Source organism: Klebsiella sp. R445 (genome assembly GCF_051131755.1).
Taxonomy (GTDB): Bacteria; Pseudomonadota; Gammaproteobacteria; order Enterobacterales; family Enterobacteriaceae; genus Klebsiella; species Klebsiella lignicola.
In genome coordinates, this window is record NZ_CP180446.1 from 3027482 (window position 1) to 3044094 (window position 16613).

General features: G+C 53.2%; 10 protein-coding genes, 4 tRNA genes, 3 rRNA genes and 1 riboswitch. Of the genes, 3 read left to right on the forward strand and 14 right to left on the reverse strand.

The features are described from left to right. Nucleotides 1-13 precede the first annotated feature (13 nt). The gene (locus ACMYSN_RS14160; protein WP_004869479.1) at nucleotides 14-352 is read right to left on the reverse strand and encodes a MaoP family protein; all 339 of its coding nucleotides are present in this window, start codon (nucleotides 350-352) and stop codon (nucleotides 14-16) included. 118 nt (nucleotides 353-470) lie between these two features. On the opposite strand from ACMYSN_RS14160, the gene hdfR reads away from it, so the two are divergent. Next, nucleotides 471-1292 carry an HTH-type transcriptional regulator HdfR gene (gene hdfR / locus ACMYSN_RS14165; RefSeq protein WP_174510344.1) on the forward strand — a complete coding sequence of 274 codons (822 nt, stop codon included), beginning with the start codon at nucleotides 471-473 and terminating at the stop codon, nucleotides 1290-1292. Between the two features lie 99 nt (nucleotides 1293-1391). On the opposite strand, the gene ACMYSN_RS14170 is transcribed toward hdfR, so the two are convergent. The 9 genes from ACMYSN_RS14170 to btuB form a co-directional block, all read right to left on the reverse strand. Then, a tRNA-Trp gene (locus tag ACMYSN_RS14170) sits at nucleotides 1392-1467 on the reverse strand. A 50-nt stretch (nucleotides 1468-1517) separates the two neighbouring features. Continuing rightward, nucleotides 1518-1594, reverse strand: a tRNA-Asp gene (locus tag ACMYSN_RS14175). Nucleotides 1595-1649: 55 nt separating this feature from the next. Continuing rightward, nucleotides 1650-1765 (reverse strand): 5S ribosomal RNA (gene rrf, locus ACMYSN_RS14180). Between the two features lie 93 nt (nucleotides 1766-1858). Beyond that, a 23S ribosomal RNA gene (locus tag ACMYSN_RS14185) occupies nucleotides 1859-4764 on the reverse strand. A 206-nt stretch (nucleotides 4765-4970) separates the two neighbouring features. After that, nucleotides 4971-5046, reverse strand: a tRNA-Ala gene (locus ACMYSN_RS14190). A 109-nt stretch (nucleotides 5047-5155) separates the two neighbouring features. Continuing rightward, a tRNA-Ile gene (locus ACMYSN_RS14195) sits at nucleotides 5156-5232 on the reverse strand. A 71-nt stretch (nucleotides 5233-5303) separates the two neighbouring features. Continuing rightward, a 16S ribosomal RNA gene (locus ACMYSN_RS14200) occupies nucleotides 5304-6842 on the reverse strand. Together the 16S, 23S and 5S rRNA genes with 4 tRNA genes alongside form the textbook arrangement of a ribosomal RNA operon. A gap of 381 nt (nucleotides 6843-7223) precedes the next feature. Continuing rightward, on the reverse strand, nucleotides 7224-8075 hold the full coding sequence (gene murI / locus ACMYSN_RS14205; protein ID WP_462495253.1) for a glutamate racemase: 852 nt from the start codon (nucleotides 8073-8075) through the stop codon (nucleotides 7224-7226). After that, entirely contained in the window at nucleotides 8020-9888 is a 1869-nt protein-coding gene (gene btuB, locus ACMYSN_RS14210) for a TonB-dependent vitamin B12 receptor BtuB (protein WP_462495254.1), read from the reverse strand. Before btuB ends, murI begins: the two co-directional genes overlap by 56 nt. 67 nt (nucleotides 9889-9955) lie before the next feature. After that, nucleotides 9956-10135: riboswitch (cobalamin riboswitch) on the reverse strand. Nucleotides 10136-10250: 115 nt separating this feature from the next. On the opposite strand from btuB, the gene trmA reads away from it, so the two are divergent. Beyond that, nucleotides 10251-11351 (forward strand): tRNA (uridine(54)-C5)-methyltransferase TrmA, encoded by a 1101-nt coding sequence (trmA, locus tag ACMYSN_RS14215; protein WP_123757987.1) that lies wholly within the window; start codon nucleotides 10251-10253, stop codon nucleotides 11349-11351. A gap of 56 nt (nucleotides 11352-11407) precedes the next feature. Here the strand turns inward: trmA and ACMYSN_RS14220 are convergent, their stop codons facing one another. Then, nucleotides 11408-11767 (reverse strand): YijD family membrane protein, encoded by a 360-nt coding sequence (locus tag ACMYSN_RS14220; protein WP_032690067.1) that lies wholly within the window; start codon nucleotides 11765-11767, stop codon nucleotides 11408-11410. Nucleotides 11768-11782: 15 nt separating this feature from the next. Beyond that, the gene (fabR, locus tag ACMYSN_RS14225) at nucleotides 11783-12418 is read right to left on the reverse strand and encodes an HTH-type transcriptional repressor FabR (RefSeq protein WP_123757989.1); all 636 of its coding nucleotides are present in this window, start codon (nucleotides 12416-12418) and stop codon (nucleotides 11783-11785) included. Between the two features lie 196 nt (nucleotides 12419-12614). On the opposite strand from fabR, the gene sthA reads away from it, so the two are divergent. Beyond that, nucleotides 12615-14015 (forward strand): Si-specific NAD(P)(+) transhydrogenase, encoded by a 1401-nt coding sequence (gene sthA / locus ACMYSN_RS14230; RefSeq protein ID WP_123757990.1) that lies wholly within the window; start codon nucleotides 12615-12617, stop codon nucleotides 14013-14015. Here sthA and oxyR read toward each other — a convergent pair. Together oxyR and argH are read right to left on the reverse strand one after the other, a co-directional pair. Then, the gene (oxyR, locus tag ACMYSN_RS14235; protein ID WP_462495255.1) at nucleotides 13998-14915 is read right to left on the reverse strand and encodes a DNA-binding transcriptional regulator OxyR; all 918 of its coding nucleotides are present in this window, start codon (nucleotides 14913-14915) and stop codon (nucleotides 13998-14000) included. The two genes, sthA and oxyR, sit on opposite strands and share 18 nt — an antisense overlap. A 276-nt stretch (nucleotides 14916-15191) precedes the next feature. After that, nucleotides 15192-16565, reverse strand: a complete 1374-nt coding sequence (gene argH / locus ACMYSN_RS14240; RefSeq protein ID WP_462495256.1) for an argininosuccinate lyase — start codon at nucleotides 16563-16565, stop codon at nucleotides 15192-15194. Nucleotides 16566-16613: the final 48 nt, after the last annotated feature.

Here is a 16613-nt window from a genome sequence, read left to right on the forward strand (position 1 = left end):
TTCGCCCTTTTTCTTAATCGTCGCTTTCGGTGTAATCTTCAGCGCCTTCAACCTGCGGCTTACCGCCGGACAGGGTATGAAAACGCTTAGGCCGCTTAATGCGTGCCATATACTTAATCCAGACGCGCTCCATTTCCGTTGCTGGCTCACGCTCACCTCGGCATACCGAAACAAACTGTTTTTCATCTTCGGTGACAGGTTCGCGTTTACCCAGTTCCAGTTCGTTAAGAGCATAACCATGCTGTTCCAGCAGTTGTGCTTCTTTGATGGTGAAATCACCATGACGGGAGAACCCGCGCGGATAATGTTTATTATCGAAAAAACGATTAGTCGTCATAAAGCTTTCCGCCATCCTACACGCTCCTGATTCTTTGGCCGAGCTATTTATGGCGCGGAGTATTAGTTACGCTTGACAGAGTGTAAAACAAAAGATTTAAATCATTACGACAAATAATTTTGCGGAGAAGAGTGTGGATACGGAATTGCTCAAAACTTTCCTTGAGGTGAGTAGAACTCGCCACTTTGGGCGAGCAGCGGAGGCGCTTTATCTGACGCAGTCAGCGGTCAGCTTTCGTATTCGCCAGCTGGAAAACCAGCTTGGCGTTAACCTTTTTACCCGTCATCGCAACAACATCCGTCTGACGTCTGCCGGAGAAAAACTGCTTCCTTACGCCGAAACGCTGATGAATACCTGGCAGGCGGCGCGAAAAGAGGTTGCGAACGCTTCCCGGCATAATGAATTCTCGATTGGCGGTAGCGCATCCTTATGGGAATGCATGCTTAACGGGTGGCTGGGGAAACTCTACAAAGAGCCCCATAACCTGCAGTTTGAGGCGCGGATTGCACAGCGGCAATCGCTGGTTAAACAATTACATGAACGGCAACTTGATCTGCTGATCACGACAGAATCGCCGAAAATGGACGAATTAAGCAGCCAGTTGCTCGGTAATTTTACTCTGGCACTCTACTGCGCCTCGCCGTTTAAAAATAAGAGTGAATTGAATTATTTGCGCCTGGAATGGGGTCCGGACTTTCAACAAAATGAGGTCGGACTGATTGGTAGCGATGACGTTCCCCTGCTGACCACCAGTTCCGCCGAGTTGGCCTATCAGCAACTGGCGGCGCTAAATGGTTGTACATGGTTACCTACGCGCTGGGTGAAGGATAAAAGCGGGCTACACACGGTGACGGATAGCACAACGCTGTCGCGCCCTCTGTACGCTATCTGGTTACAGAATAGCGATAAGCAGGCACAGATCCGCGAGATACTCAAAACCAGCATACTGGATTAACTAAACACACGCCTCCAGGGACGGAGGATGTGGGGGGAGATCTCTGGAAGGGAAACGACAGGCAAAAAAAAATCCTTTGCCTAAGCAAAGGATTATATATGGCAGGGGCGGAGAGACTCGAACTCGCGACACCCGGTTTTGGAGACCGGTGCTCTACCAACTGAGCTACGCCCCTAAATTTTCTACTATTAAGCCTGCTAATGTAGCAGGCTTAATTTTAATAAGTGGCGGAACGGACGGGACTCGAACCCGCGACCCCCTGCGTGACAGGCAGGTATTCTAACCGACTGAACTACCGCTCCACCGAATTTCTTTACAACAACCGGTTTATTGCCCCGGTTTCACTGCTAATTTGATGCCTGGCAGTTCCCTACTCTCACATGGGGAGACCCCACACTACCATCGGCGCTACGGCGTTTCACTTCTGAGTTCGGCATGGGGTCAGGTGGGACCACCGCGCTATTGCCGCCAGGCAAATTCTGTTACCAGGATGCTAAAAGCACCCCAGTTAATCTGTATCAGGCTGAAAATCTTCTCTCTGCTCACCAAAACAGCTTTGGCGTTGTAAGGTTAAGCCTCACGGTTCATTAGTATCGGTTAGCTCAACGTATCGCTACGCTTACACACCCGACCTATCAACGTCGTAGTCTTCAACGTTCCTTCAGGACTCTCAAGGAGTCAGGGAGAACTCATCTCGGGGCAAGTTTCGTGCTTAGATGCTTTCAGCACTTATCTTTTCCGCATTTAGCTACCGGGCAATGCCATTGGCATGACAACCCGAACACCAGTGATGCGTCCACTCCGGTCCTCTCGTACTAGGAGCAGCCCCCCTCAATTCTCCAGCGCCCACGGCAGATAGGGACCGAACTGTCTCACGACGTTCTAAACCCAGCTCGCGTACCACTTTAAACGGCGAACAGCCGTACCCTTGGGACCTACTTCAGCCCCAGGATGTGATGAGCCGACATCGAGGTGCCAAACACCGCCGTCGATATGAACTCTTGGGCGGTATCAGCCTGTTATCCCCGGAGTACCTTTTATCCGTTGAGCGATGGCCCTTCCATTCAGAACCACCGGATCACTATGACCTGCTTTCGCACCTGCTCGCGCCGTCACGCTCGCAGTCAAGCTAGCTTATGCCATTGCACTAACCTCCTGATGTCCGACCAGGATTAGCTAACCTTCGTGCTCCTCCGTTACTCTTTGGGAGGAGACCGCCCCAGTCAAACTACCCACCAGACACTGTCCGCAACCCGGATTACGGGTCTACGTTAGAACATCAAACATTAAAGGGTGGTATTTCAAGGTTGGCTCCATGCAGACTGGCGTCCACACTTCAAAGCCTCCCACCTATCCTACACATCAAGGCTCAATGTTCAGTGTCAAGCTATAGTAAAGGTTCACGGGGTCTTTCCGTCTTGCCGCGGGTACACTGCATCTTCACAGCGAGTTCAATTTCACTGAGTCTCGGGTGGAGACAGCCTGGCCATCATTACGCCATTCGTGCAGGTCGGAACTTACCCGACAAGGAATTTCGCTACCTTAGGACCGTTATAGTTACGGCCGCCGTTTACCGGGGCTTCGATCAAGAGCTTCTCCTTGCGGATAACCCCATCAATTAACCTTCCGGCACCGGGCAGGCGTCACACCGTATACGTCCACTTTCGTGTTTGCACAGTGCTGTGTTTTTAATAAACAGTTGCAGCCAGCTGGTATCTTCGACTGATTTCAGCTCCATGAGCAAGTCACTTCACTTACCATCAGCGTGCCTTCTCCCGAAGTTACGGCACCATTTTGCCTAGTTCCTTCACCCGAGTTCTCTCAAGCGCCTTGGTATTCTCTACCTGACCACCTGTGTCGGTTTGGGGTACGATTTGATGTTACCTGATGCTTAGAGGCTTTTCCTGGAAGCAGGGCATTTGTTACTTCAGCACCGTAGTGCCTCGTCATCACACCTCAGCGTTAACAGAAGTCCGGATTTACCTAAACTTCCCGCCTACATGCTTAAACCGGGACAACCGTCGCCCGGCTAACATAGCCTTCTCCGTCCCCCTTCGCAGTAACACCGAGTACAGGAATATTAACCTGTTTCCCATCGACTACGCCTTTCGGCCTCGCCTTAGGGGTCGACTCACCCCTGCCCCGATTAACGTTGGACAGGAACCCTTGGTCTTCCGGCGAGCGGGCTTTTCACCCGCTTTATCGTTACTTATGTCAGCATTCGCACTTCTGATACCTCCAGCAACCCTCACAGGCCACCTTCAACGGCTTACAGAACGCTCCCCTACCCAACAACACATAGTGTCGCTGCCGCAGCTTCGGTGCATGGTTTAGCCCCGTTACATCTTCCGCGCAGGCCGACTCGACCAGTGAGCTATTACGCTTTCTTTAAATGATGGCTGCTTCTAAGCCAACATCCTGGCTGTCTGTGCCTTCCCACATCGTTTCCCACTTAACCATGACTTTGGGACCTTAGCTGGCGGTCTGGGTTGTTTCCCTCTTCACGACGGACGTTAGCACCCGCCGTGTGTCTCCCGTGATAACATTCTTCGGTATTCGTAGTTTGCATCGGGTTGGTAAGTCGGGATGACCCCCTAGCCGAAACAGTGCTCTACCCCCGAAGATGAGTTCACGAGGCGCTACCTAAATAGCTTTCGGGGAGAACCAGCTATCTCCCGGTTTGATTGGCCTTTCACCCCCAGCCACAAGTCATCCGCTAATTTTTCAACATTAGTCGGTTCGGTCCTCCAGTTAGTGTTACCCAACCTTCAACCTGCCCATGGCTAGATCACCGGGTTTCGGGTCTATACCCTGCAACTTAACGCCCAGTTAAGACTCGGTTTCCCTGCGGCTCCCCTATACGGTTAACCTTGCTACAGAATATAAGTCGCTGACCCATTATACAAAAGGTACGCAGTCACCTGACAAATCAGGCTCCCACTGCTTGTACGTACACGGTTTCAGGTTCTTTTTCACTCCCCTCGCCGGGGTTCTTTTCGCCTTTCCCTCACGGTACTGGTTCACTATCGGTCAGTCAGGAGTATTTAGCCTTGGAGGATGGTCCCCCATATTCAGACAGGATACCACGTGTCCCGCCCTACTCTTCGAGTTCACAACGTGTGCATTTTAGTGTACGGGGCTATCACCCTGTACCGCCGGACTTTCCAGACCGTTCCACTAACACACGCGCTGATTCAGACTCTGGGCTCCTCCCCGTTCGCTCGCCGCTACTGGGGGAATCTCGGTTGATTTCTTTTCCTCGGGGTACTTAGATGTTTCAGTTCCCCCGGTTCGCTTCGTTAAGCTATGTATTCACTTAACGATAGTGTGACGAATCACACTGGGTTTCCCCATTCGGAAATCGCCGGTTATAACGGTTCATATCACCTTACCGACGCTTATCGCAGATTAGCACGTCCTTCATCGCCTCTGACTGCCAGGGCATCCACCGTGTACGCTTAGTCGCTTAACCTCACAACCCGAAGCTGTTTCGTAAAACAGTCCGCGTTGCGAAAATTTGAGAGACTCGAACACACCATTTTTCCTTTCTTATTACGGAGAAAGGAAACAGTGTGTCGTTTCAATTTTCAGCTTGATCCAGATTTTTAAAGAGCAAAACTTCGCAGCATACCTTTTCAGGTATGCTCTGAAGTTTTCTTGTTATTCAGCAGTAAAGGATGGTGGAGCTATGCGGGATCGAACCGCAGACCTCCTGCGTGCAAGGCAGGCGCTCTCCCAGCTGAGCTATAACCCCATCGTAATACTCATCTCTCGTACCGGTAATTCAGACTGAAACAAGGCGTGGAAGGGCGAAGCATACTGACGTATGCGAGTCGTTTCACAACGCAGTATCAGGATGAATTTGGTAGGCCTGAGTGGACTTGAACCACCGACCTCACCCTTATCAGGGGTGCGCTCTAACCACCTGAGCTACAAGCCTGCAGAGATGTTTTACTGCTTATTTTTCATCAGACAATCTGTGTGGACACTACAAAGGCAGGTTCTTTCAGGTAAGGAGGTGATCCAACCGCAGGTTCCCCTACGGTTACCTTGTTACGACTTCACCCCAGTCATGAATCACAAAGTGGTAAGCGCCCTCCCGAAGGTTAAGCTACCTACTTCTTTTGCAACCCACTCCCATGGTGTGACGGGCGGTGTGTACAAGGCCCGGGAACGTATTCACCGTAGCATTCTGATCTACGATTACTAGCGATTCCGACTTCATGGAGTCGAGTTGCAGACTCAATCCGGACTACGACATACTTTATGAGGTCCGCTTGCTCTCGCGAGGTCGCTTCTCTTTGTATATGCCATTGTAGCACGTGTGTAGCCCTACTCGTAAGGGCCATGATGACTTGACGTCATCCCCACCTTCCTCCAGTTTATCACTGGCAGTCTCCTTTGAGTTCCCGACCGAATCGCTGGCAACAAAGGATAAGGGTTGCGCTCGTTGCGGGACTTAACCCAACATTTCACAACACGAGCTGACGACAGCCATGCAGCACCTGTCTCAGAGTTCCCGAAGGCACCAAAGCATCTCTGCTAAGTTCTCTGGATGTCAAGAGTAGGTAAGGTTCTTCGCGTTGCATCGAATTAAACCACATGCTCCACCGCTTGTGCGGGCCCCCGTCAATTCATTTGAGTTTTAACCTTGCGGCCGTACTCCCCAGGCGGTCGACTTAACGCGTTAGCTCCGGAAGCCACTCCTCAAGGGAACAACCTCCAAGTCGACATCGTTTACAGCGTGGACTACCAGGGTATCTAATCCTGTTTGCTCCCCACGCTTTCGCACCTGAGCGTCAGTCTTTGTCCAGGGGGCCGCCTTCGCCACCGGTATTCCTCCAGATCTCTACGCATTTCACCGCTACACCTGGAATTCTACCCCCCTCTACAAGACTCAAGCCTGCCAGTTTCAAATGCAGTTCCCAGGTTGAGCCCGGGGATTTCACATCTGACTTAACAGACCGCCTGCGTGCGCTTTACGCCCAGTAATTCCGATTAACGCTTGCACCCTCCGTATTACCGCGGCTGCTGGCACGGAGTTAGCCGGTGCTTCTTCTGCGAGTAACGTCAATCACTAAGGTTATTAACCTTAATGCCTTCCTCCTCGCTGAAAGTACTTTACAACCCGAAGGCCTTCTTCATACACGCGGCATGGCTGCATCAGGCTTGCGCCCATTGTGCAATATTCCCCACTGCTGCCTCCCGTAGGAGTCTGGACCGTGTCTCAGTTCCAGTGTGGCTGGTCATCCTCTCAGACCAGCTAGGGATCGTCGCCTAGGTGAGCCATTACCCCACCTACTAGCTAATCCCATCTGGGCACATCTGATGGCATGAGGCCCGAAGGTCCCCCACTTTGGTCTTGCGACGTTATGCGGTATTAGCTACCGTTTCCAGTAGTTATCCCCCTCCATCAGGCAGTTTCCCAGACATTACTCACCCGTCCGCCGCTCGTCACCCGAGAGCAAGCTCTCTGTGCTACCGCTCGACTTGCATGTGTTAGGCCTGCCGCCAGCGTTCAATCTGAGCCATGATCAAACTCTTCAATTTAAGTTTGATGCTCGTGAATTAAACTTCGTAATGAATTACGTATGTTCACTCAGAGACTTGGTATTCATTTTTCGTCCGAGGACGTTAAGAATCCATGTCACTTTGAGTGCCCACACAGATTGTCTGATAAATTGTTAAAGAGCAGTGCAACGCGGCTTTCGCTCACCGTTGCGAGGTCCCGTATAATACGTTTTCCTCATTCAGAGTCAAGCATTTGTTTTCGCTTTTCTCTGTCAGAATTTCCGGAGAAACCCTGCTGACCCGGCGGCTTGCGTGCCGTTGTTCCGTGTCAGTGGAGGCGCATTATAGGGAGTTCTGAGACGTTGACAAGCCCTGTTTTAAAAAAACTTTTCAACCGTCTCTTTTTTGTGCAAAACGCCCTTAAAGCGGCAGTTTTTCCAGCGCCTCAAAGCCATAACGCTGTAAAACGGGTAAAAGTTGCTCGGTTCCGGCAGTCAGCGCCATGCAATAGGCAATATTAGGGTCACTGGATTTTGCATCTGGTGCTTCGTGCTCCAGCAGCCAGACGGTACGACGGGCAATTGCGGCTCCGGAATCAATCATTCGCGTGCCTTCCGGCAAGACCTGCTGCAGTTCTTCCTGTAACAGCGGGAAATGCGTGCAGCCCAGCACCACTGTATCGGGCGGCTCTGACATCCGCAGCCAGGGACGCAGAATACGACGTAACTCATCCAGCGGGACCGGCTCGCCCTGCAGCTTCGCTTCTGCCAGCTCAACCAGTTCCGCAGAACCCAGCATCTCTATCTTACATTCATTGGCAAAGCGGCTGATCAGCTCACGCGTATAAGGACGCTTGACCGTACCGCGGGTGGCTAACAGGCCGACGATACCGTTCGCCGTGAGTCGCGCCGCAGGCTTAATCGCCGGCACCACGCCCACCACGGGAAAGCCGAATTTGTCACGCAGTGCGGGAAGAGAGACGGTACTGGCGGTATTACAGGCAATGACGGCTAGCGCCAGTGGATAACGCTGCTGAACCGCGGTGACAATCTCGAGTACGCGTTCAACGATAAATTCTTCACTCTTTTCCCCGTAAGGAAAAGCAACGTTATCGAAAGCGTAGATGTAATGTAGATCCGGCAGCAGCTGCCGGATCTCATTATAAACCGACAACCCACCGACACCGGAATCAAACACCAGTACGGTGGGACGTGGATCAGAAGGTGTAGCTGCCAGACAAGTAGTATTCTCGTCCTGCAGTTTGGTAGCCATAAGCTGTCTCGTAATCTTTATCGAACAGGTTGGCTATTTTACCACGAACTGTCAGGCGATCGGTGATCGGATACGCGGCAGAAACGTCAACCGTGCTGTAGCTTGGCAAAATTCGCTGCGTCGTATTGTACTGAGACGTATTGTTGTCGTAGCGCTTACCGTAATACTGCCACGAGATATCCATATCGACCTTGAACATCGTCCAGTCGATCTGGTATTTAGCCTGGCGTTTAGAACGTCTGGCCAGGACTTCACCATTGTCGTCATTGCGCGGATCGACATACTGCAACGTCACACGATGGCTGAAGATGCCGGTATCAATATTACCCGTCCACTCCACACCTTTAATAGTCGCGGAATTGATATTGTCATACTCGCCATCATAGGTAACAGGATCCGAGTAATAGGTAATCAGATTCGAAATCTTGTAGTGATACGCCGACAGTCGCCAGTCCAGCGGACCGGTGAGTCCTTCAAGCCCGGCTTCCCACTGCTTAGACTCTTCAGGCTTCAGGTTCGGGTTTGAGTTGATACCAAAGCGGGCGGAGCCGAACTGTTGCCCCAGAGAAGGCGCGAGGAAGCCGGTGCCGTAGCCCAGGGTGACGCGATAGTTCTCCACGAACTCCCAACCGGCGGTGGTTTGCCAGGTGCCGTGCCAGCCAAACTGCTCGTCGTGGTCCTCGCGACCGGAAGCCTCGAGCGTCACGTCGCCAAACTGCTGTTGCCCGGTCAGATACAGACCCGTGTTATCACGCTTATAGGTATCCGATATCACCGTGTCCGACGAGGTCAGTCGCTGCTGCTGCCAGTCCACACCGGCGCTCACCGAGCCGTGACCAACAACAAGATTGTTTCCCCACTGCAGATTACGCTGCGTCATGCGATCGAGCGTCGTACCGTCATTGTAACGGCCGTAAATGCTACTGTAGTTGTAGTCTTTCACCTTCTGGTAGCTGGCGATCAGTTGTGAAGAGTAGATCCCGGAGCTGTAGGTCAGGCCCGCATCCCAGCTCTGGTTATAGAGCTGTTCTTCATCTGCGCTGTACGCCGCGCTGTAGGGCGCACTTCCCAGATCGTAATCGGAGTTGTTGGTATAGCTACGACCGCGGAAGAAGCCGTCGAAGTTATCGTTGAATTTATGTTCGAGGCTGCCCCAGAACGCTTTACTGCGGAAGCCGTCGCGATCCTGGTCATGGCTCCAGCTGGAGTCAGGCTGAACGTTAAAGCCTTTATTGCCCTCATAGGAGCCCGCCACAGTGGCAACCGTATCGCCGAAGCGATGACGCAGAGTGCCATCGTATTGCTGATAGCCTTCCGACCCGATACCCGCAGTGACCTTAGATTCTTCTTTATCAGAGTGGGTAATGACGTTAATCACCCCGCCCATCGCGCCGGAACCATAAATCGCGGAGCGCGGACCACGGATGTACTCTACCCGTTGCACCAGCGAGAGCGGTATTTGGTTGAGGTCAGGGTTATTGGTGATGCCAGGGCGAGGCGTAGGAACGCCATCGATCAGCACCAGCACCTGTTTGGCTTCCGTACCGCGAATGAACAGCGACGAGCTCTGCCCCATTCCGCCATTCTGGGCAACATCCACCCCAGGCAGTCGACGCATAACGTCATTTAAATCCTTAGCCTGCCAGCGATCGATATCTTCCCGGGTCACCACCTCAGTCGGCGCAAGCACCGTATTGACCGGCTGTTGAAAACGATTTGCTGTCACCACTAACGTGTCTGAATTGCTGTCTTGCGCCCAGCCAGAAAATGCCGTGACGGAGAGTGCCGTCATCAGCGAAGCTTTTTTAATCATTGTAAAAGCATCCGTAACATATAAAGGATGCCGCTGGCTTCATCAGTAGCACGCGATGATAGAAACCAAATGCGACGTATTCCGGCAGGTCTTCGGGCTCGGGGTGTGTTATGGATGAAGACTTCCCACCAACTATCGGCAGTGTCTGCATAATGCGTTCATCCCACCTTCCTTACCGCTGCGCGTCAGCCCCAGATTTGCACTGGATTCCCTTTTAACTCACAGGACCGGTTACACAATGCTATAATTAGAAACATATAGATGTCCAGACTTCTATAATTATATTTGAAACCTTATCCGGGCTGGACATCCCCTGCGCTTTCCCTACAATCCCCGCGTAATTATTTTATTCAGGATGCATCATGACCCCCGAACATCTTCCGACCGAACAATATGAAGCGCAGCTGGCAGAGAAAGTCGTCCGTCTGCAGAAAATGATGGTGCCTTTTGCCGCGCCGGTTCCGGAGGTGTTTCGTTCGCCGGTCAGCCATTATCGAATGCGTGCTGAGTTTCGTCTGTGGCACGATGGCGACGACCTGTACCACATCATGTTTGATCAACAGACCAAATCCCGCATTCGCGTTGATAGCTTCCCGGCGGCCAGCGAGCTTATCAATCAGCTGATGACCGCCATCCTCGACGGTGTTCGCAACAACCCGGTTTTGCGCCATAAGTTGTTCCAGGTCGACTACCTGACGACCATGAGCAACCAGGCCGTGGTATCGCTGCTGTACCACAAAAAGCTCGACGATGAGTGGCGTCAGCAGGCCACCGCCCTGCGCGATGCGCTGCGGGCGCAAAACCTGAACGTGCACCTGATTGGCCGGGCCACTAAAACCAAAATCGAGCTCGACCAGGACTACATCGATGAGCGTCTGCCGGTCGCGGGCCGGGAGATGATCTACCGTCAGGTTGAAAACAGCTTCACCCAGCCGAATGCCGCCATGAATATTCAGATGCTGGAATGGGCGCTGGATGCCACCAAAGACGCTACGGGGGATTTACTGGAGCTGTACTGCGGCAACGGCAACTTCTCGCTGGCGCTGGCGCGCAATTTTGAGCGCGTACTGGCAACCGAGATCGCCAAACCGTCCGTCGCGGCGGCCCAGTACAACATTGCGGCTAACCATATTGATAACGTGCAGATTATCCGCATGGCGGCAGAAGAGTTTACTCAGGCCATGAACGGCGTGCGAGAGTTTAATCGCCTGCAGGGTATCGACCTGCAAAGCTATCAGTGCGAGACCATTTTTGTCGATCCGCCGCGCAGCGGTCTGGACAGTGAAACCGAGAAGATGGTGCAGGCGTATCCACGGATCCTGTATATCTCCTGTAACCCGGAGACCCTGTGCCAGAATCTGGAAACCTTAAGCCAGACTCACGACGTCACACGCCTGGCGCTGTTCGATCAGTTCCCGTATACCCATCATATGGAATGCGGCGTGCTGTTAACGAAGAAGTAAGAAGCAAGAAATGAACCCGGCAACGCGATGTTTGCCGGGTGAGTCCGACGGCCGGATTACTCTGCCGCCGTGTCCTTACGGTTGCGGATCCGGTAGCCAATCCAGAACACGGTGATCACCGACAGCACCGCCGGGAAGAAGTTAGACCCGATATCCGGATACTCCGCACGCACCACGGTGCTGTACAGCAAAACGCCCAGAATAAAACAGGCGGCAGCCAGGCCCGGCAGCCCCACGGGCATGCTGCGATTCTGATAGCGCTGGTGCAGACAGTATACCGTCAGCAGTAACGACAGAACCGGGAAGATGGAAAAGGGAACAATCGAGCTGAACAGGGCTGCGAAGGTTCCATTAATGGACAGGCCAGCGATCAGCGCCAGCAACAACGTACCTTTATCTTGAACTGAGTGTTTCATTGCTCGTCCTTCACGTTATTCGGAATGATGTGACATTTTTTCTTGTTCGCGGCGATACCAATAGTACGCCCCTTTCGAGATCATTCTGAGCTGCAGTACCAGTCGTTCTTCCAACTGCCGACGTTGTTCAACACCGACATCCAGCGCTTCTGCGCCGGCACTAAACACGATGGTGACCATAGCTTCAGCCTGCGCTTCGGTAAAGGCGCGTGGCATGTGGTTTTCGATTTCTAAATAGTCGGCAAGTTCCGCGATGAAATGTTGAATTTCGCGTGCGACAGCGGCGCGAAACGCCGCGGAAGTGCCAGAACGTTCCCGCAACAACAGGCGGAATGCGTTAGGGTTATTGCCGATAAATTCCATAAATGTGGAGACGGAGGTGCGAATCACACTACCGCCTTTAGCGATACGCTGCCGCGCCTGGCGCATCAGCTGGCGGAGCATGAGCCCACTCTCGTCGACCATCGTCAGACCTAGCTCATCAACATCACGAAAATGGCGATAAAAGGACGTGGGGGCAATCCCCGCCTCGCGCGCGACTTCACGTAAACTCAAGCTGGCGAAACTCCGCTCAGCGCTAAGCTGGCTGAATGCCGCTTCGACCAGCGAACGCCGGGTTTTCTCTTTTTGTAGCGCTCTTACGCCCATCACGATGTCTGAATCCTTCCAATAGCCCTGCTGGCACTATACCAGAGATTAAAACTAATCGGTTTACACTGCTTTGTGAATGATTGTTTACGAGCCGATTCTGCTTTTATGCCGCAAAAAAGCACAACGATAATTGGGTTAAAGCCCGGCGAATGTTATCATCGTGTTTATTTTATGTATAAAACAGGTGAGTAATGCCATGTCGCACTCTTGGGATTATGATGCAATCGTGATTGGGTCCGGCCCTGGCGGTGAAGGCGCCGCCATGGGACTGGTTAAACAGGGAGCGCGCGTCGCCGTTATCGAGCGCTATCATAACGTCGGCGGCGGCTGTACCCACTGGGGTACCATCCCGTCAAAAGCGCTCCGCCATGCAGTCAGTCGTATTATCGAGTTTAACCAAAACCCTCTCTACAGTGACCACTCCCGCCTTCTTCGTTCTTCTTTTGCCGACATTCTTAACCATGCCGACAGTGTGATTAATCAACAAACCCATATGCGTCAGGGTTTCTATGAGCGCAACCACTGCGAAATTTTGCAGGGCAACGCCCACTTTGTTGATGAGCACACCCTCGCGCTGGAATGTCACGATGGTACCGTCGAGACCATCACCGCGGAAAAATTCGTCATTGCCTGCGGCTCACGCCCATACCATCCTGCTGATGTTGATTTTTCCCATCCGCGCGTGTACGACAGCGATTCGATTCTCAGCCTGCAGCACGAACCACGCCACGTGATCATCTACGGCGCTGGGGTTATTGGTTGCGAATATGCATCGATTTTCCGCGGCATGGAGGTGAAGGTCGACCTGATCAACACCCGCGATCGTCTGCTGGCGTTCCTCGATCAGGAGATGTCCGACTCTCTCTCCTATCACTTCTGGAACAGCGGAGTGGTGATTCGCCACAACGAAGAGTATGAGAAAATTGAAGCCGTCGATGACGGCGTGATCATGCATTTGAAATCGGGCAAAAAACTGAAAGCCGACTGCCTGCTGTACGCCAACGGCCGTACCGGTAATACCGATTCCCTGGCGCTGGAAAATATCGGCCTGAAAACCGATAGCCGCGGCCAGATCAAAGTCAACAGCATGTACCAGACGGCTCTGCCGCATATCTATGCCGTTGGTGACGTTATCGGTTATCCGAGCCTGGCGTCCGCCGCCTACGATCAAGGCCGCATCGCCGCGCAGGCGCTGATTAAAGGCGAGGCCTCTGCCCACCTGATTGAAGATATCCCGACCGGTATCTACACCATTCCGGAAATCAGTTCCGTGGGTAAAACCGAGCAGCAGCTGACAGCGATGAAGGTGCCATACGAAGTGGGCCGTGCGGCGTTTAAACACCTGGCACGCGCGCAAATCGTCGGCATGAGCGTGGGAACCCTGAAGATCCTGTTCCATCGTGAAACGAAAGAGATCCTGGGCATTCATTGTTTTGGTGAACGCGCGGCCGAGATTATTCATATCGGCCAGGCGATTATGGAGCAGAAAGGTGGTGGCAACACCATTGAGTACTTCGTCAACACCACCTTTAACTACCCGACCATGGCGGAAGCCTATCGGGTTGCCGCGTTAAATGGCTTAAACCGCCTGTTTTAACTCTTTGTCGAAATGGCCATCCATGGTGCCGCGGATGGCCTCCGCCAGATGCTCGTAGCGACTACGCAGCGGTGAACCGGGACGATATACCAGACCGATGGTGCGTCTTGGTTCCGGCTTAATGCACGGAATATAGACCACGCCATCGCGTTTTCTCTCCTGCGGCACCGCTAACGCCGGCAGCAGCGTGATACCGCTACCTGCGGCCACCATGTTGCGCAGCGTTTCAAGACTGGTCGCGCGGAAATGGGTATCTTCATCCGCACCGGCCTCAAAACAGAAGCCCATCGCCTGATCGCGCAGGCAGTGGCCATCTTCCAGCATCAGCAGCTTTTCCCCGGCCAAATCAGACATCGGCACGCGATCGCGATTTGCCCACGGGTGATCTTCGTAGATAGCCAGCATCATCGGCTCATCAAACAGCGGGACCTCAATAAAGGCCTCGCTCTCTTTCACCAGCGCGAGGATCGCGCAGTCCAGCTTACCGCTGTCGAGCTGAGCCAGCAGTTGATGCGTTTGTGCTTCATGCAGATACATTTCCAGTTTTGGAAAAGTCTGGTGCAGCATCGGTATTATTTGCGGCAACAGATAAGGGCCAATTGTCGGAATCAGGCCAATATGCAGCGGCCCGGACATGGTCTCACCTTGTTGACTTGCCATTTCCTTGAGCACTTTGACTTCGCGTAACACGGTACGCGCCTGATCCACCAGCAACAGTCCGGCCTGGGTAAACAGAACCTTACGGCTGGTGCGCTCCAGCAACATGACCCCTAGTTCATCCTCCAGCTTGCGGATTTGTCCGCTTAGCGTGGGTTGGCTGACGTGGCAGGAGTCCGCCGCGCGCCGAAAATGGCGGTGCTCGGCTAGCGCAACCAGGTATTCAAGATCGCGAATATTCATTATTCATCCTCCGTCGCCATGATAGTTCATGGCGATAGATAGCATAGCAACGAACGATTATCCCTATCAAGTTTTCTGTTCAATAATAAGCCCAGAAACGAGGCCGACGTCAGAAAATCAACGATGGCCTCATCATATTCCCTGACCGAACAACTAAAGCCAACGTGAACTTTTGCGGACCTTGTGTCCGCTTTTTTTTGCATAAAAAAAGCCCGGGCATGGCCCGAGCCTCTTTGACGACTCACTCAGTTAGAGTGACCCGTGAAAATCGCGCATTCACACCAGACGCTGTTTGGCGTCGTCAATTGCTTTAGCGACCTGCTGCGGTGAGACACCGCCTTTTGCCGAACGCTTATCCAGACAAGACTGCAGCGACAGAATCGGATAGACATCATCGGCAATCACGCTGCTAAATTTCTGCAGGTCGGCCAGCGCCAGATCTTCCAGCGGCTTGCCCTGGGCGATCGCTTCTACTACCGCTTCACCGACGATATGGTGCGCTTCGCGGAACGGAACCCCTTTCGCTACCAGGTAATCCGCCAGCTCGGTGGCATTGGCATAGCCCTGCTGCGCCGCTTCTTCGCAACGCGGACGCTTAACCTGAATACCGTCCAGCACCAGCGCCGCCATATGCAGGCAATCCAGCCAGGTATCGAGCGCGTCGAACAGCCCTTCTTTATCTTCCTGCATGTCTTTGTTGTACGCCAGCGGCAGACCTTTCAGGGTCATCATCATCCCGGTCAGCGCGCCCTGAACACGGCCACATTTACCACGGATAAGCTCCAGCGCATCCGGGTTTTTCTTCTGCGGCATCAGAGAGGAGCCGGAGGTGACACGGTCGGACAACTCAATAAAACCGGCTTCCCCGGTATTAAAGAAAATCAGGTCTTCGGCAAAGCGTGACAGATGCACCATGCCAATCGATGCATCAGAGAGCAGTTCCAGCACGTGGTCACGGTCAGAAACGCTATCGAGGCTGTTGCGGGTCGCCGAGGCAAAGCCCAGCCAGTCGGCCAGCTGATCGCGGTCGATTTCATAGGCGGTTCCCGCCAGAGCACCGCAGCCCAGCGGGCTGACATCCAGACGTTTCAGAGCATCCTGCAGACGGCTTTCATCACGCGCCAGCATTTCAACATACGCCAGGCACCAGTGGGCAAAAGTCACCGGCTGCGCGCGCTGCAGGTGGGTATACCCCGGCATCACCGCATCCTGGTTGCTCTGTGCCGTCTCCACCAGCGCGCTTTGCAGCTGGCGGTTGGCCGACAGCAGCTCGGCGACCGTGTCTTTACACCACAGTTTCAGGTCGGTGGCGACCTGATCGTTACGGCTTCGCCCGGTATGCAGCTTCTTGCCCAGTTGACCCACTTTGTCGATCAGCTTGCCTTCTACCCAGCTGTGAATATCTTCCGCGTCGCTTTCAAGGATTTGCTGCGGGTTCGCCCGCACCTCTTCCAGCAGCACACCTAATGCCTCTTCCAGCTGCTGTTGCTCGGCGGCACTCAACACGCCCACCGTCACCAGCGCTTTAGACCAGGCGACAGAGCCAACAATATCCTGCTCCGCCAGGCGATAGTCGAAGCGCAAAGAGTCGTTGAACTGTTTGAACCGCTGATCGGCTGCCTGAGTAAAACGCCCGCCCCAAAGTGCCATAATGTGCTTCCTTCAAATTGGTTTTATGCTGCCGGGAAGCCCTGTGCT